General features: G+C 58.5%; 20 protein-coding genes. 14 read left to right on the top strand and 6 right to left on the bottom strand.

Going from position 1 to position 19961, the window contains the following annotated elements:
- Positions 1 to 74 precede the first annotated feature (74 nt).
- Positions 75 to 1112 (bottom strand): methionine synthase, encoded by a 1038-nt coding sequence (locus FB555_RS04885; protein ID WP_182484351.1) that lies wholly within the window; start codon positions 1110 to 1112, stop codon positions 75 to 77.
- A gap of 20 nt (positions 1113 to 1132) precedes the next feature.
- Positions 1133 to 2125 (bottom strand): putative oxygenase MesX, encoded by a 993-nt coding sequence (locus FB555_RS04880; RefSeq protein WP_182484350.1) that lies wholly within the window; start codon positions 2123 to 2125, stop codon positions 1133 to 1135.
- Between the two features lie 124 nt (positions 2126 to 2249).
- Here FB555_RS04880 and FB555_RS04875 point away from each other — a divergent pair, with 124 nt between their 5' ends.
- The 4 genes from FB555_RS04875 (at position 2250) to FB555_RS04860 (ending at position 6309) form a co-directional block, all read left to right on the top strand.
- Positions 2250 to 3191, top strand: a complete 942-nt coding sequence (locus FB555_RS04875) for a LysR family transcriptional regulator (protein ID WP_182484349.1) — start codon at positions 2250 to 2252, stop codon at positions 3189 to 3191.
- A gap of 285 nt (positions 3192 to 3476) precedes the next feature.
- Positions 3477 to 4169 (top strand): zinc-binding metallopeptidase family protein, encoded by a 693-nt coding sequence (locus tag FB555_RS04870; RefSeq protein WP_182484348.1) that lies wholly within the window; start codon positions 3477 to 3479, stop codon positions 4167 to 4169.
- Positions 4166 to 6073: a clostripain-related cysteine peptidase gene (locus FB555_RS04865; RefSeq protein WP_182484347.1), complete on the top strand. Its 1908-nt coding sequence runs from the start codon at positions 4166 to 4168 to the stop codon at positions 6071 to 6073. The genes FB555_RS04870 and FB555_RS04865 overlap by 4 nt, the downstream gene beginning before the upstream one ends.
- Before the next feature lie 47 nt (positions 6074 to 6120).
- Positions 6121 to 6309: a Fic family protein gene (locus FB555_RS04860; RefSeq protein ID WP_182484528.1), complete on the top strand. Its 189-nt coding sequence runs from the start codon at positions 6121 to 6123 to the stop codon at positions 6307 to 6309.
- A gap of 6 nt (positions 6310 to 6315) precedes the next feature.
- Here FB555_RS04860 and FB555_RS04855 read toward each other — a convergent pair whose 3' ends face one another.
- The 3 genes from FB555_RS04855 to FB555_RS04845 form a co-directional block, all read right to left on the bottom strand.
- Positions 6316 to 8085 (bottom strand): ABC1 kinase family protein, encoded by a 1770-nt coding sequence (locus FB555_RS04855; RefSeq protein WP_343046407.1) that lies wholly within the window; start codon positions 8083 to 8085, stop codon positions 6316 to 6318.
- A gap of 3 nt (positions 8086 to 8088) precedes the next feature.
- Complete coding sequence (locus FB555_RS04850) at positions 8089 to 8634, bottom strand: PadR family transcriptional regulator (protein ID WP_182484346.1); 546 nt, start codon at positions 8632 to 8634, stop codon at positions 8089 to 8091.
- 98 nt (positions 8635 to 8732) lie between these two features.
- Positions 8733 to 9401 carry an IclR family transcriptional regulator gene (locus tag FB555_RS04845; RefSeq protein WP_182484345.1) on the bottom strand — a complete coding sequence of 223 codons (669 nt, stop codon included), beginning with the start codon at positions 9399 to 9401 and terminating at the stop codon, positions 8733 to 8735.
- Between the two features lie 136 nt (positions 9402 to 9537).
- Between FB555_RS04845 and FB555_RS04840 the strand changes: the two genes are divergently transcribed.
- Positions 9538 to 11433, top strand: coding sequence for an FAD-dependent monooxygenase (locus tag FB555_RS04840; RefSeq protein WP_182484344.1), 1896 nt, complete (start codon positions 9538 to 9540; stop codon positions 11431 to 11433).
- A 46-nt stretch (positions 11434 to 11479) separates the two neighbouring features.
- Here the strand turns inward: FB555_RS04840 and FB555_RS04835 are convergent, their stop codons facing one another.
- Complete coding sequence (locus FB555_RS04835) at positions 11480 to 14443, bottom strand: aminotransferase (protein WP_182484343.1); 2964 nt, start codon at positions 14441 to 14443, stop codon at positions 11480 to 11482.
- Positions 14444 to 14571: 128 nt separating this feature from the next.
- Here FB555_RS04835 and FB555_RS04830 point away from each other — a divergent pair, with 128 nt between their 5' ends.
- The 9 genes from FB555_RS04830 to FB555_RS04790 all read left to right on the top strand — a co-directional run bounded on the left by FB555_RS04830 (position 14572) and on the right by FB555_RS04790 (position 19869).
- Positions 14572 to 15075 carry an Lrp/AsnC family transcriptional regulator gene (locus FB555_RS04830; protein ID WP_220475834.1) on the top strand — a complete coding sequence of 168 codons (504 nt, stop codon included), beginning with the start codon at positions 14572 to 14574 and terminating at the stop codon, positions 15073 to 15075.
- A gap of 296 nt (positions 15076 to 15371) precedes the next feature.
- Positions 15372 to 15953, top strand: coding sequence for a 30S ribosomal protein S16 (gene rpsP / locus FB555_RS04825; protein ID WP_182484342.1), 582 nt, complete (start codon positions 15372 to 15374; stop codon positions 15951 to 15953).
- 5 nt (positions 15954 to 15958) lie between these two features.
- Complete coding sequence (locus FB555_RS04820; protein WP_182484341.1) at positions 15959 to 16195, top strand: RNA-binding protein; 237 nt, start codon at positions 15959 to 15961, stop codon at positions 16193 to 16195.
- Between the two features lie 2 nt (positions 16196 to 16197).
- Positions 16198 to 16818, top strand: a complete 621-nt coding sequence (rimM, locus tag FB555_RS04815; RefSeq protein ID WP_182484340.1) for a ribosome maturation factor RimM — start codon at positions 16198 to 16200, stop codon at positions 16816 to 16818.
- Positions 16819 to 17544, top strand: coding sequence for a tRNA (guanosine(37)-N1)-methyltransferase TrmD (gene trmD, locus FB555_RS04810; protein ID WP_182484339.1), 726 nt, complete (start codon positions 16819 to 16821; stop codon positions 17542 to 17544). It begins immediately after the preceding gene.
- A gap of 161 nt (positions 17545 to 17705) precedes the next feature.
- Entirely contained in the window at positions 17706 to 18053 is a 348-nt protein-coding gene (gene rplS / locus FB555_RS04805; RefSeq protein WP_182484338.1) for a 50S ribosomal protein L19, read from the top strand.
- Between the two features lie 120 nt (positions 18054 to 18173).
- Positions 18174 to 18893: a signal peptidase I gene (gene lepB / locus FB555_RS04800; RefSeq protein ID WP_246323601.1), complete on the top strand. Its 720-nt coding sequence runs from the start codon at positions 18174 to 18176 to the stop codon at positions 18891 to 18893.
- Between the two features lie 13 nt (positions 18894 to 18906).
- The gene (locus tag FB555_RS04795; RefSeq protein WP_425485594.1) at positions 18907 to 19533 is read left to right on the top strand and encodes a ribonuclease HII; all 627 of its coding nucleotides are present in this window, start codon (positions 18907 to 18909) and stop codon (positions 19531 to 19533) included.
- A gap of 12 nt (positions 19534 to 19545) precedes the next feature.
- Positions 19546 to 19869, top strand: coding sequence for a DUF2469 family protein (locus FB555_RS04790; RefSeq protein ID WP_182484337.1), 324 nt, complete (start codon positions 19546 to 19548; stop codon positions 19867 to 19869).
- Positions 19870 to 19961 lie beyond the last annotated feature (92 nt).

The raw sequence follows: 19961 nt of genomic DNA, 5'->3' as shown, positions 1-19961 counted from the left end.
ACCGTCAAAGTGAGCTCCTGTTCGCCTTGACGCTGATAGTCGATAAATTGTATTCAACCGATTGAAAACGGCAATCAGGGGCGTGCGGCCGTGATTTCCACGCGAACGATGTCCGCACCCGCCGTCAGCGCGCTCAGCTTCTCACGCGCGACGCTTCGGGGCATTGGTGCCATCCCGCAGTTCGTGCTCGGGATGAGCTTGTCGGCATCGACGAACTCTAGTGCGTTTCGGAGGGTGGCCGCGACCTCCTCCGGAGTCTCAATCGTGTCGCTCGCCACGTCAATTGCCCCAAGCATGACCTTCTTGCCACGGATGAGCTCTAAGAGGTCCATGGGGACATGGGAGTGGTGGCATTCCAGCGAGATGATGTCGATGGTGGACCGCTGCAAAAGCGGGAATGAATCCTCGTATTGTCGCCATTCAGACCCGAGGGTCTTCTTCCAGTCGTTGTTCGCCTTGATTCCGTAGCCATAGCAGATGTGCACAGCTGTTTCCGCATGCAGCCCTTCGGCTGCCCTTTCCAGAGTGGCTATTCCCCAGTCCTTCATTTCGTCGTGAAAGACGTTGAATGCGGGCTCGTCGAACTGGATGATGTCGATCCCTGCCGCCTCGAGTTCTCTGGCCTCCTGATTGAGGATCGTCGCGAACTCCCACGCCAATTTCTCTCGGTTTTTGTAGTGGCGGTCGTAGAGAGTGTCAATCATCGTCATTGGCCCCGGAAGCGCCCACTTGATCGGATGATCCGTTTGCTGGCGGAGGAACTTAGCGTCGTCGACGAACACGGGCTTCTCGCGGCTCACGGCACCGACGACAGTCGGCACGCTCGCGTCATATCGATTACGGATTCGAACCGTCTCGCGTTGCTCGAAATCGACGCCGCTGAGGTGCTCAATGAACGTCGTGACGAAGTGCTGGCGGGTTTGTTCCCCGTCGCTGATGATCTCGATGCCACGCTGGAGCTGGTCCTGCACAGCTATGCGCAGCGCATCCTGCTTGCCCTCAACCAACGCATCACTCTGCAATTTCCAAGGAGAAAAGATGGTTTCCGGCTCCGCGAGCCATGACGGCTTCGGCAGGCTGCCGACGATCGTGGTGGGGAGGATAGTGTTCATGATCGTCGATTCTCCGGTGGTCATCGGACGGGAGTGGGGTAGTGAGCTGACCAGCGCTCCAGCAATTCCCGGTGTGGTTTCACGAAGTGCTCCTCGGTGAACGCGCCTTGCTTGAGAGCGAGTTGATTGCGCTCGACGCGATCATAGGCGATCTCCGTCCGCGAGTAGTCCTGCTGCTCCAGAGTCGGTCGGTAGACGCTCGCGGCGGCGGAGTTCGCATTGTAGATCTCCGGTCGATAGATCTTCTGAAACGTCTCCATCGTACTGATGGTGCCAATGAGTTGCAGGTTGGAATAGTCATTGAGCAGGTCGCCGCGGAAGTAGAACGCGAGCGGTGCCACGGCTCCACGCGGCATGAAGTATCGCACCGTCAATCCCATTCGCCCGAAGTAGTCATCGGTCAGCGAGAAATCGCTCTGCCGATACTCGACGCCGAGAATCGGGTGATAATTCTCGGTCCGACGATAGGTCCTGTTCGCTGCGACGCTCAGGCAAATGACGGGCGGCATAGCGAAGCGCTCCTGGTATACGGCGGAGTCAAGAAAGTGCTGGAACAGCTTGCCGTGCAAAGCGCCGAAGTCGGCGGGGACGCTGAATTCTGAGGCACCTTCGTTGAACATCGGCAGACGCACGCTGAAATCGAAATCGCGGACATAGGACGAGAAGTTGTTTCCGACAATCCCCTGGTGACGTTTGCCGGTCTGCAGGTCGACAATCTGGATGTCGAGTATCTCGAGCAGGGGGAATTCCAGATCGTCGCTTCCTGCGGCGAACTGCAGCTGGGCGGTGACAATCTCGAGCTCGACGGTATAGCGGTCACCGGTCGGGTTGTCCCAGTGCACGAGGTCGTTAAATCGACGGTCAATCATTCTCAGGACGTTTCGGAGATTCTGCTGACGGTGCTCCCCCCGGGCAAGGTTGGCGAAGTTCGTGGTGGCCCGCGAGCTGTGGGACGGGGCGTAGTCCTCGTCGAAGCGCGTGGTGGTGATGCTGAACGTGAATTCGTTCGCCATAATCGGCCAATCCGATAGTTTTTCGGCCAGGAACGGCCTCGTTGAAGTTAGTACTCTCATCATGACGCTATTCCGGAGGTATCAGGTAATTCGACTGCCTGATGTTTTGCTATAGCCTTTTCCTATGGCCCGGCGAACGAGCGGCATAACGCTGCAACAGATCCAGTACTTCATCGAGGTTGCCGAGGAAGGGTCGATCACGGCGGCAGCCGATATGCTTTTCGTCGCCCAACCGACCATGTCCGCGGCGATGAAAGACCTTGAGTCCAAGTTGGGCCGCTCGTTACTCCTGCGCTCTGCCCGCGGGGTCACGCTTACGACCGACGGTGCGGAGTTCCTCGGATACGCCAGGCAGGTTATTGAGCAGGTAGCGCTCCTCGAGCAGCGCTACCTCGGTCGGCCGCCATCGCGACGCCTGCTCGGGGTCTCGACGCAGCACTACTCGTTTGCGGTCGACGCGTTCGTCGAGATGGTTAAGGGCACTGAGGCGGCCGAATACGAGTTCTCGCTGCGCGAAACTCGGACGTGGGACATCATCGAGGACGTCCGCACGCTCCGCAGCGAGCTGGGACTGCTCTACCGCAACGACTTCAATCGGAACGTTATCGACAAACTCCTCCGAGACTCCGGGCTCACATTCCACCCCCTCTTCCTCGCCGAGCCGCACATCTTTATCTCCCGCAAGAATCCACTCGCATCTCGAGATCGCGCAACCCTCGCCGATCTCGCCGACCTGCCGCGGCTCACCTTTGATCAGGGAACGAACAACTCCTTCTATTTCGCGGAGGAGATCCTCTCTACGTTGTCGAGCAAGCGGGAGATCCGTGTATCCGACCGGGCGACAATCTTCAACCTCATGATCGGACTCAACGGCTACACAATCTCGACGGGTCTCATCAGCGACGACCTCGACCCTGAAATTGTCGCGGTACCGCTCGACGTGGACGAACACATCGAGATCGGCTGGATTGGCCATTCCACCATTCCCCTCACCGAGCAGGCGCAGCGGTATCTCGCTGAAGTTCGGACTGTCGTCGCCGGCTTCGGCGTGCCACTTCTCGGCTAGAGACACTTTCTGCACGTGATGGGCTTTCCTGCGCCGACCCCGGCGTTCGCCCTGCGTCAAACAGCGCCACGGGCCAGGGGAGTTCTTGAGCTCATCGTGCGTCATCATGAAATGCAGACTCTTGTTGAGGCTCTCGCTCGCCTCAACGCGAGGCTCTTGGGCAAGCGTGTCTGCAACCCCAGGGATGCCAGTCCGTCCTTCAGGAAGGCCCAAACGACATTCCCGTAGCAGCCCAACCCCCGGTATAGGCTACGAAGCGCGTTCAGATCAATAAAGGGGGCCCCTGTGTCCGAAACCACCACCGCCGGCAGCAAGCCGCGACGCAATTTTTTCTTCGGCAACCTTGATCTCGTGATTGCGGTGCTCCTCGGCCTGATCTCTATCGCCACGGCCTATGCATCTTTTCAGGCGGCGCTTTACGACAGCCAGATGGCAGCCAGTTACACAAAGGGGACCAACCTCTCGACCCAGGCGGAATCGCTCTACCTCGAAGGCAACCAGCAGTTCATCCAGGACACGCAGGTTCTGAACCGGCTTAGCGAGCTGGCGATCGAGACTAACAGTGCCGATGCTGTGCTGGCTCAAGATGCTAGCGCCAAGATCGACGAGCTCACGTTCATGTCGGTCTCTGAGGAGTTTGGCGCTGCCATTGCGTGGGGCGAGGCCGAGGACATCCTCGACGCAAAGATTTATCACAACCCTCAGGACAACCCGGATTACCAGGACTTCCTCTTCTCCGGCTGGTCTGATACCAAGGCCGAAGCGGTGGCCATGCTCGCGCAGGGGGACGCCTTCAATAACCTCAGCGACCGCCTCACGCTCAACACGGTGCTCATGGCCATCTCGCTTTTTCTCCTTGGAATTGCGGCCGTGGTGCGTCAAGTTCGAGTGCAGGTCGTGCTAATGGCCACCGGGATCGTCATTTTCCTCGTCGCTGCCGTACTCACCGCCGGCATCCCGCATGTCGGGCTGGGATGACGCCCCAATCGGCTCGACGTAAAGTCGGTGGCGTGCTGACCGTGGGTCTCATCCTTGTGAGTGTCAGCGCATGCAGTCTTGGAGTGAAGACGGACGCCACACCCAAAGGCACGGGCAGCTGGACCGTGCTCACCTACTCCATCGCTGACACCGACCTCGAACCGTCAATGATGGACGACATCGATGAGATGGGCAAGGTTGGTTCCAATGAGAACCTCAGCATCATCGCCCTGGTAGACCGCGCAGCGGACTACAGTTCTGATTCCGTGCTGGGCCTGGATGACTGGACCGGGGGGAAACTCCTCGAGATCAACAAAGGGTCGGCGACCGAATTAGAAGACCTCGGCGACATCAACACCGGCGACCCTGCCGTGCTGGCCGATTTCATCACCCGTGGAATCGCAAAGTACCCTGCCGATAACTATGCCCTGATCATTTCGGACCACGGCTCATCGTGGCCGGGCGTAGGGGGTGACGAGTCCAGCGACTCCGATCTGCTCACCCTCGCCGAAATCGATGCCGCCCTGGCCTCCGGCCTCGCCGCTGCCGGAGTCGACAAACTCGACCTTCTCGGGTTTGATGCGTGTCTCATGGCCACCTATGAGGTTGCAAGCACGCTTGCGCCGCGCGCCGACCTGCTGCTCGCATCGCAGGACCTTGAACCCGGTCATGGCTGGGACTACGCTGCACTTGCCACGGCCAGTGAGCCGGTCGATGGGCCGACCCTCGGCAGGGCGCTGCTGAACGGATTTGCGGCCCAAGCCGCCGCCGAAGGCAATGAAGAGTCGATCACGCTGTCTCTGGTCGACCTGGCCCGGATGCCCGCCGTAGACGAGGCCCTCGCGAAGTTCAGCGCCGCGCTCGTCCAACGCGGCTCGGCGGTGGCCCCGATCGTCGGCGTAAGCCTGGCCAGCACGCTCGGCTTCGGACGGAGTGCGGATCCATCCCAGGACAGTCACATGACTGACCTCGGCATCCTGGCCGGAGAAATCGGTGTAAAAGCGCTCGACGTCTCAGAGGCCGCCGATGCCCTCGTGCGTTCCATCAACGATGCCGTACTCGACAAGGTAGACGGGATTGCCACGCTCGGCGCCACCGGGCTGGCCATCTACTTCCCGCCCCAGCAGGACTACTTCGCCGCGGAATACCTCGACCTCGATCCCACCGGCGGCTGGGGCGCCTTCCTCACCTCTTATTACGGAGCCGGTAAAAGCATCCCGGCAAACAAACGGGCGCAATTCACCACCGCAGCTGGCGAGGTCACCTTCGCCGACGACGGCCTGTATATTTCGGCACCATTCGCGTCCGCCGACAACCTGGCGGCGGCGAGCATTCGATATGGTCTGGTCGAAACGGATGGCTCGATCACGTTCCTAGGGCAGGAGGAGGCCTCCTTTTCGACGGACGGCTCCGGTGTAGCGAAAGGCTACTTCGACCTGACGACCATGACGATCAGCGATGACACCGACACGGTCAACGCCTACCTGAAGCTCTTAACTGACAAGGTGGCGGGAGTCACGACCATCACCGTACCGATGGCCTATTACGCGCCAAATGGTGTCGGCGGCGACATCTACCAGGACGTGCTCTTGTCGATCACGACCGACGCTGAGACGCAGGAGGTTCTCACGGAGACGTACTACGCCTTCAACGCCGATCTCGGCACCTATGGTGAGCTCACCACCGATCCCGACGGCATCATCGTGCCCGAGGTACTTAACATTCTCGAGGACGGAACTGAAGAGTGGTTGGCCACGAGTGATTATGGCCTGTATGCCGACCTACCGTCACTGCGGTACGAATTTGTCCGCCTCGCCCCGGGCACATCGCTCTACATCGAACTTAACGTGACGGACTTCGGCGGAAACACCTCAACTGTGAGCGCGTACGTCATTCTTCCCTAAGGCGCGCGAAAGCTTCGGCGGGGGAGTGGAAGGTCTGTCAAGAGGTAATCCTTCATTGCCGTCGCAAGAGCCTTTCTCGCAATCAGTTCGCGGCCATCCATCCATTCGCGGATGGAAACGGCCGAACCGGTCGAATTACGAATGTGCTTCTGTTGATGGGGGTTGAACTGATCAGTGAGCCAATTGTTTACGTATCGCGCTGCATCATTCAGAAGAACGATGAATATTACCGATGATGCGCTCTAGGGCAAAGGCCCCTGTCGCGCAATGACTCCGGCCAATGTGGCGTGAGCCAGCGGGATGCTCGAGATGATGAAAAGCCAGAGACTCATCACACTGTTGTGCTCCAGCTCGATGATGCCGGCGATGAACAGAACTCCGAAGAACACAGCGGAAATTAATTGCCGCACGGTTCGAGCGAGCGCTGAGGTTCGCCTTTCGAGTTCGGGGTTGCGAATGGAGAGCTGCCCCAATTCAGCGCGCGTAATCACAGAGTCGAGGCGCTTGGGGAGGCGTGCCAGCAGCCCCAGTGAGGACAGCCCGTCCTTGAGGAAGGCCTGCACAACATTGCCGCCCTCAGCCCGAATGAGTTTGCCCGAGTAGGGCTCGATCGCGTTCCAAATGTTGAACTGAGGATTCACCGAACTGCACACCCCCGAGGTGAGGGAGATGGCCCGCACGACGAGCAAAAAGTTCTCGGGGAACTGGAACGGCAGGGCCCGGATGATCTCGGAGAAGTCAGTGGCAAAGGCTCTGAATTCCCGGGGATCAACCGTTTGCAATTCGACGAAACTCACGCCGCCAAAGCGGTCAAAGACTTTGCTGAGTGCCCGCTCGAGTTCAATGGTGTCGACGGAGGGCAGCAGCACGCCAATTTCACGCATGCCTTCGACCATGCCAGCGCCATCGCGCGTTGCCGCTGCAATGACTGTTATTCTCAGTGCCTTACCCAAGCTGGCGGGAACTTCGCCCATCATGCCGAAGTCGATGAAGTTCATGCGCCACGAAACGGCACCCGCGACGGCATCTGAGTCAACGTCTGAGCCAGCGTCTGAGCCGCTGGTTGCAGAGAGGGCTTCAATGAAAACATTGCCGGGATGGGGGTCGGCGTGGAAGAACCCGTGAAGAAACACCTGGTCAAACATGACGGCGGCAAATTCGTTCGCTACGTCGGCTGGGTCGATACCGGCAGCGCGCAGCGCCGCGAGATCAGTGATCTTGATTGCCGTGACATCTTCTTGCGTCAGCACTCGCCTGGTGGAGCGCTCCCAGATCACGTCAGGCACACGAACGCGAGGATTGTCAGCGAAGTTCAGGGAGAAGCGCTCGGCGTTGGCGCCCTCATTGAGGTAGTCGATCTCTTCGCGGCAGGTGGCGGCAAACTCATCCATCAGTGCCGGTACGTCTGCTCGGCGATTAATCAAGCTAATGCGGCTGAGCCAGCCCGCAACGCGACGGAGGGCGGCAAGATCTACGTCGACGATTGCGTCAATTCCCGGCCGCTGGACTTTGATGACCACATTCTGAAAGCCGGCATCTGCCGCTTCCGCAGGGCTGAGCACAGCGCGATGTACCTGCCCTAGCGAGGCGGCGGCGAGCGGAACGGGGTCAATCGAGCTGAAAATCTTGGCCAAGGGCATTCTCAGTTCGCTTTCAATGGCATCCCGAATGATGTCGAATGCAACGGGCGGAACCTCATCCTGAAGTCCCTCAAGCTCGCGCGTTATCTCAACCGGAAGGAGATCCAGGCGCGTGGACATGAATTGACCAAGCTTGATGAGCAGACCGCTGAGGTCGAGAGCAAGGTGCTGAAAACTTCGGGCAATGGTGCGCAGTCGCCGCTGTCGCGTGCGGTTCGCTATGACGCGCAACCCCACCCGTGGCAACACGAGCTCGTACCACCAGATTGAGGCCAAGTGTCGTGACGCAAAGCGCAGGATGCGTTGGTAGCGGGCTCGCGCGAGTCTTGCACTTATCGGTTCGCTTGCCACCGCGTAGTTGGGTTTAGACACCCCTTAATTCTGCGACAAAAGTTTCGATAACGCGGACGACGCGTCATCGAGAATGACAGCAGCGCTGGCCATCTGTTCCGTCGAGCCTGTGCGGGCAACCTCGGCTGCGGCTTTGGCAATTTTTACGCCAGACTTTGCCAGGGTGCCTCGCGGGCCCGTCGGGCGTTCACTTCCGGTGAGCCAGGGGGCCGGTGACTTTGCCTCAGCTTCGGCAACCTCGATCCCGGTTGCAGTGAGGGAGTATGTGCGGCGGCCATCGGATTCGTGGGCTTCAATCAGGCCCTCGTCTGCCAACAGTTGAAGGGTGGGGTAGACCGAGCCGGGACTGGGCTTCCAGACCCCACCACTGCGAGATTCAATCTCGTGGATGATTTGGTAGCCGTGCATGGGGGACTCGTGAAGCAGACGAATAATGGAGGAGCGAACGTCGCCACGTTTCATGCGAATGTCGACATTGCGCTTGAAATGTCCTCCGAGATCTTCGAGGGTTTGCCACGCTGACGCCACGGACCAGTCGGCGGGGGAGGTCTTCTTCCAAGAATCGTTCATGTCGTCCTCAATCCACTTAATCTAGATGTTAACGATATATCGCTATCTCTCATTTGTGAATTCCCCGGGGGGATTCACAGCGATTCTGAAGCTATCTTTTAGCCGCCTACGGCAACCACGATGCGCGTCGCCGCAGCGGTGAGCGCTTCTGCAATCTGTTCCGCATCAACTGCGTGGGGAAGGTAGATGACTGCTAAGGCCGATGGCGGGTTGCCGGCGATCACGAGGGGAACAGCGATGGAGGCAATTCCCGGCAGCACCTCGTCCTGGCTGGATTCGAAGCGCTGGGCGGGGTAGATGGTCGGATCCAGTTGGGAGCGGATCACATGCCCTGGCGCGCCACGGTCAACGGAGTGTCGCGTTCCGGGCTTCTTAGCGACGGTGGTTTGTGCATTCAGGGGTTCGGCGCTGCGAAGCGTTACTGCCGATTCGCCATCGTAGGAGACAAGAAAAGCGGTCATTTCGAGTTCTTCTGCAAGCGCCGCAAGTTCCGGCGCCGCGGCATCCTGCAAACTCTGCAAGACCCCGCGTGCCAGAGAAGAAATGCGCATCCCCAGCACCAGCCCGCCGGTAGGACTTTTCCTGACGAAACCGTGTTGTTCGAGAGTCTTGATGAGTCGGTACACCATGGAACGGTGAATGCTGAGTTCTTCGGCCAGGGCCGCCACGCTCAGCGGTACGTCGGACTTCCCAATGATCTCCAAAACGCGTAATCCGCGTGAGAGCGTCTGTGAGCCACCATCGGGTTCAATTTGTGAAGGATTCATTGTTGTCTCTGAGCTCCGTTTGACGTCTATTTTTATTGCATCTGCAGAAAACTGCCGGTAAAGTTGTATCTATATTCACCATAGTGTCTCATTTATAGAGAATACAAGAGAGTCGACTCAACGAGGAGCCCCCAACATGCAAATTCATGAACGTGGTTATGTCTCTGCAGATCCGCGAATCAAGCCCGCGGCAGGCTACGGCATCAAGCGGTCAGCAGAACTGCCGGACACGATGGATGTCCTCGTCGTGGGCACCGGTCCGGCAGCGGTTGCCGTCATTGCCCAGCTCTCACGCTTCCCGAGCATCAACGTGCGCGCTATCGAACAGCGCGCAGGAAGACTCGAACAAGGGCAGGCGGATGGAATTCAGGCGCGTTCGGTCGAAACTTTTCAGGCATTCGGCTTCGCAAACGAGATTGTCGACGAGGCATACCGCAACGTTGAAATGTGCTTCTGGAAACCCAACCCTGAGAAGCCCGAAGAGATCATCCGCACGGATCGGGTACCCGACGATGACCACGGCTACAGTGAATTTCCGCACATCTATGTCAACCAATCTCGCGTATTGGACTATTTCCTGCGCGACGCCGAGCGAGCACCGGGTCGAGTCACGCCCGACTACGGAATTGAATTTGTCGACATGACAATCGACAACGACAATGAATACCCTGTGGCGGTGCAGGTTCGCTACAGCGCCGGCTCACGAACGGGCGAAGAGCGCACGGTCCGAGCGAAGTACGTTGTCGGCGGCGATGGGGCACGAAGCCGCGTGCGAACCTCGCTCGGCCACAAGCTCCTCGGCGATGCCTCGATGCATGCGTGGGGCGTGTTGGACGTTCTTTGCAACACCGATTTCCCTGACTTTCAAGTCAAGTGCTCCATCCAGTCCCATAGCGCCGGCAACATCATGCTCATCCCTCGCGAGGGTGGCTACCTCTCGCGACTCTATGTCGACCTAGGCGATCTCGACGAAGGCAACCCGGGCGAGATTCGAAACACTAGCCAGGCAGCGATCATTGCTCAAGCCAACAAGATTCTTGCTCCTTATACGTTGGACGTGAAGGGCATCACCTGGTGGTCGGTCTACGAGGTTGCCCACCGTGTCACCGATGGTTTTGATGACGTGCCCGCAGACAAAGTCGGCACCCAGCACCCTCACGCCTTCATCATGGGGGATGCCTGTCACACCCATTCAGCCAAAGCCGGCCAGGGGATGAATGTCTCTATCCAAGACGGCTGGAACCTTTCGTGGAAGCTCGCGGCGGTGCTCGAAGGTCGCGCCCCGGAGTCCTTGCTTGACACGTACTCATCGGAACGCAAAGTTATTGCGCAGAACCTCATTGACTTCGATAAGGAATGGTCGACGTTGATGGCGCGCCCCGTCGACGAGTGGGAGGACCCAAAGGGTCTGGCTCTCTTCTACGAATCAACCATTGAGTTCCCCATGGGATTCATGACGCAGTACCCCGAGAATTTGATCACCACAGGGGTAGAACACCAGGCGCTCGCAACAGGTTTCCCCATCGGCAAGCGTTTCAAGTCGACCGAAGTGATTCGGCGCGCAGATAACCGATGGCGTCAACTGGGTCACCTTCACGAAGCGGATGGTCGCTGGCGCGTGTACGTTTTCGCCGACCCCGCAGCCCCCGCACTGACCGGAACGCCCACCGCTGATTTTGCGGAGTGGTGGAAGACAAATGCCTCTTCTCCGCTCGTGAAGTACACCCCTGTCGGAGGAGATGATGATGCGGTCTTCGACACGAAGGTGATCTATCAACAGGATTACACCGAGGTCGAACCCGGGCCGGTTCCGGATGTGTTCAAGCCCGTCAAAGTTCCCTTAGAGATCATTGATATCAACAACATCTTTGCTTCTGGTCATGGCCGGGATATTTTTGCCGAACGCGGTATTGACCGCCAGGGCGTCATCGTGGTGGTTCGCCCCGATCAATATGTCTCGGGAATCTTCCCGCTCACCGCACGAGCCGAGATTGAGGAATACTTCGCGGCCCACATGGTACCTCTGCGCTAAAGGCAGACGTCCTCACTGGTACTCCAACGGCTGGCCTTCTTGGCCGTCACCAACCGGCGGTGAGTACCTCATCCAGCGCATCGACGAAGAAGTTGGCACTGGCCAAGCTCAAGCACATCGGCGGTTTGATCTTGAGCACGTTTTGGCGCTCGGAGGTTGGTTGCATGATGACGCCGAGTGCCAGAAGTCGCTCGCAGATGGCGGTCGTCTCCTCGATGGCAGGTTCCTGTGTCTCGCGGTTGCGCACGAGCTCAATCCCCATGTACAGCCCCATACCGTGAACGGCCCCGATGATCTCATGCCGACTGGCGAGCTCAGCGAGTCGAGAAGCAAGACGCTCGCCGACAGCCTTGGCGTTGGCCTGCAGACCTTCGTCTCGAATAACGTTCAGCACGGTGAGTCCCGCAACACAGCTGACGGGACTGCCGCCGGCGGAGGAGAAGAAGTTACCCTCGCGCGCCAGAGACTCGGCGATGTCGCGACGCGTGATGACGGCCCCGAGCGGATACCCGTTGCCCATCGCCTTCGCCATCGTCATAATGTCGGGCACGACCCCCTGCTGCTGAACCCCCCAGAAGTGAGCACCCAGACGGCCGTACCCGACCTGAACCTCATCGGCGATACATAACCCGCCACGGGCCCTGACCTGCTCGTAAACGTTCGCAAGGTAGCCCTCGGGCGGCACGACTCCACCTGCATTACCAATAACGGGTTCGCTAATGAAGGCGGCAAGGTTCTCTCCCGGTCCATCCGCAGAATCGAGAAGTGTTGTGACGTCTTCTGCATAACGTTTAGCGGCGTCCGGCCCGGTGTATTTCCCGCGATAGGTATTGGGAATATCGGCGATATGAATTCCGGATGGCCGCGAAGCCACCGCGAACGGATTGTCGAAGGCGGAGGTAGACACCGCATCCGAGGCTTCCGTCCAGCCGTGATAGCCCTCGCGTAGGGCGACGATCCCGGTGCGCCGCGTGTGAAGTTTCGCCAGATGCAGGGCCAAGTCGACAGCCTCGCTTCCGCTATTAACGAGCAGAACCGTGTCGAGCGACGGATCGGGGGAGACCTCCACGATGCGCTCGCTCAGGTCGGCGAGAGCCTTGTAAAGAAAACGGTTGTTCGTGTTGACGAGCTGCAGCTGGTCACTGATGGCCTGCGTGAATCGTGGATGCGCATGGCCAATTGACGTGACGTTGTTGACCATGTCGACGTAGGCGCGACCGGTCGTGTCGATGAGAAGTTCTTGCCATCCACGCTCAATTTGCGGCGGCTGCTCGTAGTACTTCTCTTGTGCGCCCGCCATCACGTCGGCTCGACGTTCCTGTTCTTTCTCGGGTGAGAGGTCGGCCTTAGTTGGCGTCAGACCCAGCAAAACCGCTGGGTCTTTGGTGAGGTGAATCCAGCCTGCTGTTCTGGACTTCCCCACAAATGGAGGGGCGTCCATGTTCTCGAACGTGAGGAGCTGCAGTCTCACGCGAGCATTTTCAGTTGCTCGCGCGCGAGTCGTTCCGAGGACCGTCCCCGCGGTGATCTCTGAACCAACCACGAGACCCGAAGAGATACCGCCGACCCGAATCTCACCGGCAGAAGTATGAAGCACGACGAGGTCATCATCAATGACGGCGACAACCGCATCCAGTGGCGCCACGAGTGCGGTTCCGGGGGCCAAGAAGACCTCGGTGACGAGGGGGAATGACTCGGGTTCGTCACGGGAGAGACGCGCAGTGCGCGTGAGCCGTGATTGACCGTAGGCGGCGACGGCAAACGGTTGCCGGGTGAGGGCATCCGTCGCAAGAAGCTCCTCGATCCCCTCTCCGAGCCAAGCGCCACCGGAGAGAAGCGGGCTCGTCACCGAGAAATCCAGAATCTCGGCTGTCTCGCTGGTCAATCCGGGAATCATCGCAACGATTGACCCCAGAACAGTAGCCGACGAACCGCGGGTGTTTTCCCGGCGGTGTGGGCGACCTAAGGCATGACGGATGGCGGCTTCCGCCTCATCCCAGCCCACCGAGCTGGCCGAAACAAAGAGGTCCCATTCCGCTTGCATGCGGTCGTTGGCGTAATCATTGCCTTCATCCACGCTGAGCTGTTGCGCACCGCTAACGGCCAGGACGGCACCACGCAGGGTAACGAGCGGCCAGAGGGCCGAGATCTCTTCGTCGCTCAAGGGAAGAATGTCGTCGAAAGCGACGATGGCTTCGAGAGCAGCAAAGGGATTCTCGGGCGCGTGGGGAAGGACCGAAGAGACGGTAACGGCCAGCTCGGCCACGAGCCACCCCAGTGCCAGGTCACCAAAATCAATGAGCCCCACCGGGATGCGGTGGCCGCTGGGCGCGACGGCACAAATGACATTGTCGTCTGTGATGTCACCATGGATGACCTGTACACGAAGCGAGGGCATAAGCGGGCTGAGGCGCTGGGAGGCACTCGCAGTGAAGGCGTGAATGGCGTCCCGGCGCTCCTCGTCCACCACCCAATGTTCGAGCTGGGCAATCACTGCCTCGGCCTGACGCATGTCCCATTGCAAGAGTCGATCGAGGCCGTCACCACTGAAATCAGCAAGATTTACTGCAGCCGTTGCGGAGAGGGAGCCAAGCGCGCGGATAACGTCAGGCGCCAGAAAGCCTTGGGACTGCAGCGAGGGGCCATCGAGAAAAGTGAGTAAGCGCACCGGGAGGGAGGTACCCGCAGCATTCCAGGATTGACGGATCTGCCCGTCGATTCCGGGAACGTAGAGGGGCACTGTCATGCCGCGTTTGGCCAAGAAATCGAGCCCTTCCTCCTGAGCGTGGAGCTCGGCGGTGGAAAAAGCGGGATTATGAATCTTGAGCACAAAACGTTGAACCGCGCCATCCGTGTTTGACTCAATCAGAAAGTTCCGGTCCTGTTGGCTCCCCAATTCGGTGGCCGTGCCAGTGATGCCAAAGAGCGAGGAACCGATCGCGACGGCATCATCGACGCTCACGTCGGGGCGCACGAGGTCGTTATCGGCAAAGAAATCGTAGACAGGCACAGCTAACTCCTTGATTAGTGTTGAATAATCACTATTATTCAGCATGTGGTGATTTTACATCACTAAACCTCTCACCCAGTTATAAGAATTACACATTTGCCGAACTTGCACGAAAGAAGGGACCCTCTATGACGCCTCACGACGTAACAAACTCCGGCGATAAGCCGATCGATAAGCCCATCGACAAGTTGGATGACATCGACCGGACTCTTCTTGCCGCATTGCAAAAAGATGGACGGCTCGGCTACGCAGAACTCGGACAACTTGTTGGGCTCACCCCGGGCGGAGCGAGGCGACGGGTTGTCCGGCTGGAAGAACGCAACATTCTGCAGGTCATTGGTGTTACCGACCCCCTCAAGCTGGGCTACAACAACATGGCCATGCTCGGTGTCGTCGTCGAAGGGGATATCGAAACGGCGGCGGATGCCCTCAGTGAGATTCCCGAGGTCATTTACGTGGTGATTGGAGCCGGCACCTACGACCTTATGGTCGAAGTCATCGCCGAAGACAGCGCCCGCATGTTTGATGTCGTCGGCAAGCAAATTCGCGACATCCCCGGAGTCGCCAGAGTCGAGACATTCACCTATTACTCCATCCACACCCACCGCTTTACGTGGGGCGTCAACTCGTAACCCGCACCGCCGGCGTTGCAGAGGTTTGCCACGCTGCCTGGAATCGGTTGTCGCAAATTTTGCTCCCTGACCGACATCGTGGTGGTTGGACGAAGAGGGCGCTGACGCAAGGACGATACCGGTGAGGCATCCGATTAGCGAACTGCCCCGTAATCTGCCAGAATAAGAAGTCGAGTTCGCCTGATATCCGACCCTCTAATCAGATAACTGCGCGAAACCCTAGAGCTTGCTGTCGAGTGTGCCCCCACGCTCACGGCCGTCAGTTCATTTCACCAACTTAGACTCACAGGAGAATTGTGGCTGTCAAAATTCGTTTGAAGCGCATGGGTAAAATCCGTGCACCGTATTACCGCATCGTTGTAGCCGACGCACGCACCAAGCGCGATGGTCGTGTTATCGAAGAAATTGGCAAGTACCACCCCACCGAGAACCCATCGTTCATCGAGGTCAAGTCCGACCGTGCCCAGTACTGGCTCAGCGTTGGTGCCCAGCCAACCGAGCAGGTTGCCGCACTGTTGAAGTTGACCGGTGACTGGGGAATCTTCAAGGGTGACAAGAACGCTGTTAGCACCGTCAAGGTCAAAGAGCCCAAGCCCGTCTTCCAGATCGACGCCAAGAAGAAGCCAGTTTTGGTTCCCAAGGCTGAGAAGGCTCCCGTCAAGGTTGAGGTTGAGACTGAAGAGGCCGTTGCTGAAGCAGTCGCTGTTGACGTTGTTGTCGAGGAACTTGCCGAAGCAATCGTCGAGGAAGCCATCATCGAAGCCACGGAAGAGGCTGTCGTTGAAGAAATTGTTGCCGAAGTTGCTGCTGACGCAGTAGCCGAAGCCGAAGAAATCGTTGCCGCTGCCGAAGAGGCCGCTGGCAAGGAACAGGCCTAATAACAATGTTGGCAGCAGCCGTTTCGCACCTCGTCAAGGGAATCGTTGAGAATCCCGAGGACGTTAAGGTTGCCGCACGTTCTAACGCACGTGGCGAGGTCCTTGAGGTTCATGTGAACCCCGAGGACCTTGGCCGCGTCATCGGCCGTTCGGGTCGCACGGCAAAGGCAATCCGAACCGTCGTCAATGCTCTTGCAGACGGTCGCAACGTTCGCGTTGACGTCGTCGACACAGACTCGTAGTCGTGGTTGCTGACCCCCGGCAGACCCAACTTCGTGTCGGCCGCCTGACGAAAGCCCACGGGCTTAAAGGCGCCATCAAAGTCGAGCTCTACACTGACGAGCCTGAGAAGCGATTCGTTCCCGGAGCGGTCTTTTCCCTCCAGGTTCCCGTGGAATCTCTGTGGCACGGCAAGAGCCTCACGCTCACCGAACTGCGCTGGTATAACGCCAGCCCCGTAGCTTTCTTTGCGGATGTTCCCGACCGTTTCACGGCCGAGACGCTCATCAAGGCCATCCTCTGGGTCGAGCACGACGCCTCCGTTTTGCCCGATGACCCCGAAGCCTGGTACGACCACCAGCTCACCGGCCTGCGTGCCGTGCGTGACGGGGTAGACGTCGGTACCATCGCTCGGGTCGAACACTTCCCGGCCCAAGACTTGCTGGTAATCAAGACGGCTAAGGGCGAAGTCATGGTTCCCTTCGTCAAAGCCATCGTTCCCGAAGTCAACGTGAAAACAGGCATCGTGACCCTCACGCCGCCCATGGGGCTCTTCGAGGAACTCGAAGACGACGATAGTGAGCTGCTGGCGACGACGGCTCCTCCGCGCACCGAACCTGCTGCCGAGGATTCCCCCGAGGCCTAAATGCGCATCGACATCGTCACGATCTTTCCTGAGTTCTTCGACATTCTCGACGTATCACTGCTGGGCAAAGCCCGCATGAGCGGCCTCATCGAAACGCACATTCATGACCTGCGCGATGGCGCGCACGACAAGCATCGCACCGTCGATGACACTCCCTATGGCGGCGGGGCCGGCATGGTCATGAAGCCGGAGCCCTGGGGCTTCGTCCTCGATGGCATCCTTAATGATTCCGGTTCACCAACCCCCGTCTTGCACGACGAGGTTCCTTCCGGTGGCCCCCTCTTGATCGTTCCCTCTCCTGCGGGTGAGCAGTTCACGCAAGGCATGGCCCGCGACCTGGCACACGAAGATCAATTGATCTTTGCCTGCGGCCGCTACGAGGGCATCGACCAACGTGTCGTTGATTACTATTCATCACGGATGCGCGTCCGCCTTGTTTCCCTGGGTGACTACGTTCTCAACGGTGGTGAGGTCGCCTCGCTCGCCATGATCGAAGCCGTCGGTCGCCTCATCCCGGGCATGGTCGGAAATCCTGAATCTCTCGTTGAAGAAAGTCACGAAAACGGCCTTCTCGAATACCCGAGTTACACGAAACCTTCCGTCTGGCGAGAGCTTGAGGTGCCGCCGGTATTGCTTTCGGGAAATCATGGAGCCATTTCGACGTGGCGTCACGAGCAGCAGATAGAGCGCACGAGGCGCGTGCGCCCCGACCTTCTCTTCCCCTAACCGCCCCGACTTTGTGCGCGGAGCATTTCCGTGGCAAGATAAGTGATTGTGCCGCGGCTAAACCCTGCCATAGGGGAGTTTGAGCAATACGCATCAGCACGATCCAATCAACAACCTATTACCCGTGTTCGACCTATGGCGGAGACAGAGAGCGATTAATCATGCACATTCTTGACGCCGTAGACGCACCAACACTGCGTAACGACATTCCCGACTTCCGCGCCGGTGACACTGTCAAAGTTCACGTCAACATCATCGAGGGCACGCGCTCTCGTATCCAGGTCTTTCAGGGCGTCGTTATCGGCCGCTCCGGTGAGAGCGTTCGCGAGACCTTCACCGTTCGTAAGGTTAGCTTCCAGGTTGGGGTGGAGCGTAAGTTCCCCGTGCACTCGCCTGTTATCGATCACATCGAAATCGTTACCCGTGGCGACGTTCGTCGCGCCAAGCTTTACTACTTGCGCGATCTTCGCGGCAAGAAGGCAAAAATCAAGGAAAAGCGCGACCGCTAAGTCACGCATTATCTGAAAAACCCCCGACAGGAAACTGCCGGGGGTTTTTCTGTGGGCTCACGGATTTTTTGCATGGTCTGGCCCTCTAGAATGTCCAAGGAGAAAGTTGAAGAAGAGCCCATGTCACACGTAAACCCGGTTCGTCGCTCCCCTTGGCGTACCTTCGGGCTTTTCGTGCGGGATGTTTTTGTGATCTTTGCGATTGCCATCGTCGTTTCCTTTGTCGTGAAGACATTCTTGGTGCGGTCATTCTTCATCCCGTCTGCCTCCATGGAGCAGACGCTCGTTATTGACGATCGCGTTATTGTGAACGAACTTGTTCCCGCCATGGTGCCGATCGAACGTGGCGATGTCGTCGTCTTTCGCGATCCCGGCGGCTGGCTTCCGGCCAGTGTCGCCGCCCCAGTGAGTCCCCTCGTTGCCGCCACGGAATGGACGCTTTCGCTCTTCGGCCTCGCGTCGCCCGATAGTAATGACCACCTCATCAAACGTGTCATTGGCTTGCCCGGCGACGTCGTTACCTGTTGTGACGCGACCGGCAAGATGAGCGTCAACGGTGTCCCTATTTCCGAGCCGTATATCAAGCTGTCCAGTGGCGAGACAAAGGCATCCGGCATTAATTTCTCGGTGACGGTCCCCGCGAAATCTTTGTGGGTCATGGGCGATAATCGCTACAACTCTAAGGATTCTCGGTACAACACGGATCAACCTGGTGGCGGTTTCGTCCCCGTCAGCGACGTTGTGGGGCGCGCCTTTGTGATCAGCTGGCCGATGAGCCGTTGGTCGTGGTTGAGCAACTATCCCGATACGTTCTCAGGAGTTCCGCCTGCCGGTCAGTGACCCCACCCTCGACGTGGAATCGAGCTTATTTGCTGGCGGAGCAACCCTCATCATCGGCATTGATGAGGTGGGTCGCGGGGCCATGGCGGGACCAGTCATGGTGGGCGTCTGTGCCATAACAGCTTCCCTGACGGATTTTCCCGCCGGCCTCCGAGACTCCAAAATGTTGAGTGCCCCAAAACGAGAAAAACTTGCTCCCATTCTGCTGGTGTGGGCACCGACCGCCGTGGGGGCTGCCAGCGCGGCAGAGATCGACGAGTTCGGAATAACTGCGTGCCTTGGGCTGGCCGCCAAGAGAGCACTGATTGCCCTTCACTCCGCCGGAATCCCTGTGGGGGACAGTACGGTGTTATTGGACGGAGCTCACGACTGGCTCAACCCGGCACTGACGAGCAAATTACGTGTCATCACTCGGGTCAAGGCCGACCAGGATTGCGCCTCCGTGGCAGCGGCCTCCGTGGTGGCCAAGGTTGAACGTGACGCCCTCATGGTGCAATTGGATGCTGCGCATCCGCACTATGGCTGGGCCTCAAACAAAGGTTATGGAGCGGCCATTCACATGGAGGCCATTCGCACCATCGGTGTCACCGACCACCATCGCAAAACTTGGGTGAAGACGCCCACCGGACGCACGGAATAGGATTAGGTCACCATGGATGACGAAGATTTCGACGACTACGACCGCGAAGCCGAGCTGGCTCTCTATCGCGAATACCGCGACGTAGTGGGGCAGTTCTCGTTTGTGATCGAGACGGAACGACGGTTCTACCTCGCCAACGAAGTTGACCTCAAACGCGTTGATACCGAAACGGACTTCTACTTCGAGCTGACGATGAGCGATGTGTGGGTGTGGGATGTTTACCGCGCCGACCGTTTCGTGAAATCAGTTCGCGTTCTGACGTTCAAAGACGTCAACGTTGAAGAGCTATCCTCCAAGGAATTTGAGCTGCCCAAGGAGCTCGCGCTCGACGAGTAGCCGTGTGCGTCATGTCCTCCACAGAGGGTCATGACGGCGTCATTTCCGCAGGGTTCCTGATCCGGCCCATTCCCGAACGCGCATCCATGATG

Source organism: Alpinimonas psychrophila (genome assembly GCF_014137865.1).
Classification (GTDB): domain Bacteria; phylum Actinomycetota; class Actinomycetes; order Actinomycetales; family Microbacteriaceae; genus Alpinimonas; species Alpinimonas psychrophila.
Note: the sequence above shows the minus strand (reverse complement) of the source record. Positions and strands in the feature narration are given on the sequence as shown.

What these genes read in the sequence shown, in the direction of transcription:
- FB555_RS04885 (WP_182484351.1), bottom strand. Translation starts at nt 1,112, where the DNA reads ATGAACACTATCCTCCCCACCACGATCGTCGGCAGCCTGCCGAAGCCG.
- FB555_RS04880 (WP_182484350.1), bottom strand. Translation starts at nt 2,125, where the DNA reads ATGGCGAACGAATTCACGTTCAGCATCACCACCACGCGCTTCGACGAG.
- FB555_RS04875 (WP_182484349.1), top strand. Translation starts at nt 2,250, where the DNA reads ATGGCCCGGCGAACGAGCGGCATAACGCTGCAACAGATCCAGTACTTC.
- FB555_RS04865 (WP_182484347.1), top strand. Translation starts at nt 4,166, where the DNA reads ATGACGCCCCAATCGGCTCGACGTAAAGTCGGTGGCGTGCTGACCGTG.
- FB555_RS04850 (WP_182484346.1), bottom strand. Translation starts at nt 8,634, where the DNA reads ATGAACGATTCTTGGAAGAAGACCTCCCCCGCCGACTGGTCCGTGGCG.
- FB555_RS04845 (WP_182484345.1), bottom strand. Translation starts at nt 9,401, where the DNA reads ATGAATCCTTCACAAATTGAACCCGATGGTGGCTCACAGACGCTCTCA.
- FB555_RS04840 (WP_182484344.1), top strand. Translation starts at nt 9,538, where the DNA reads ATGCAAATTCATGAACGTGGTTATGTCTCTGCAGATCCGCGAATCAAG.
- FB555_RS04830 (WP_220475834.1), top strand. Translation starts at nt 14,572, where the DNA reads ATGACGCCTCACGACGTAACAAACTCCGGCGATAAGCCGATCGATAAG.
- FB555_RS04820 (WP_182484341.1), top strand. Translation starts at nt 15,959, where the DNA reads ATGTTGGCAGCAGCCGTTTCGCACCTCGTCAAGGGAATCGTTGAGAAT.
- trmD (WP_182484339.1), top strand. Translation starts at nt 16,819, where the DNA reads ATGCGCATCGACATCGTCACGATCTTTCCTGAGTTCTTCGACATTCTC.
- rplS (WP_182484338.1), top strand. Translation starts at nt 17,706, where the DNA reads ATGCACATTCTTGACGCCGTAGACGCACCAACACTGCGTAACGACATT.
- lepB (WP_246323601.1), top strand. Translation starts at nt 18,174, where the DNA reads ATGTCACACGTAAACCCGGTTCGTCGCTCCCCTTGGCGTACCTTCGGG.
- FB555_RS04790 (WP_182484337.1), top strand. Translation starts at nt 19,546, where the DNA reads ATGGATGACGAAGATTTCGACGACTACGACCGCGAAGCCGAGCTGGCT.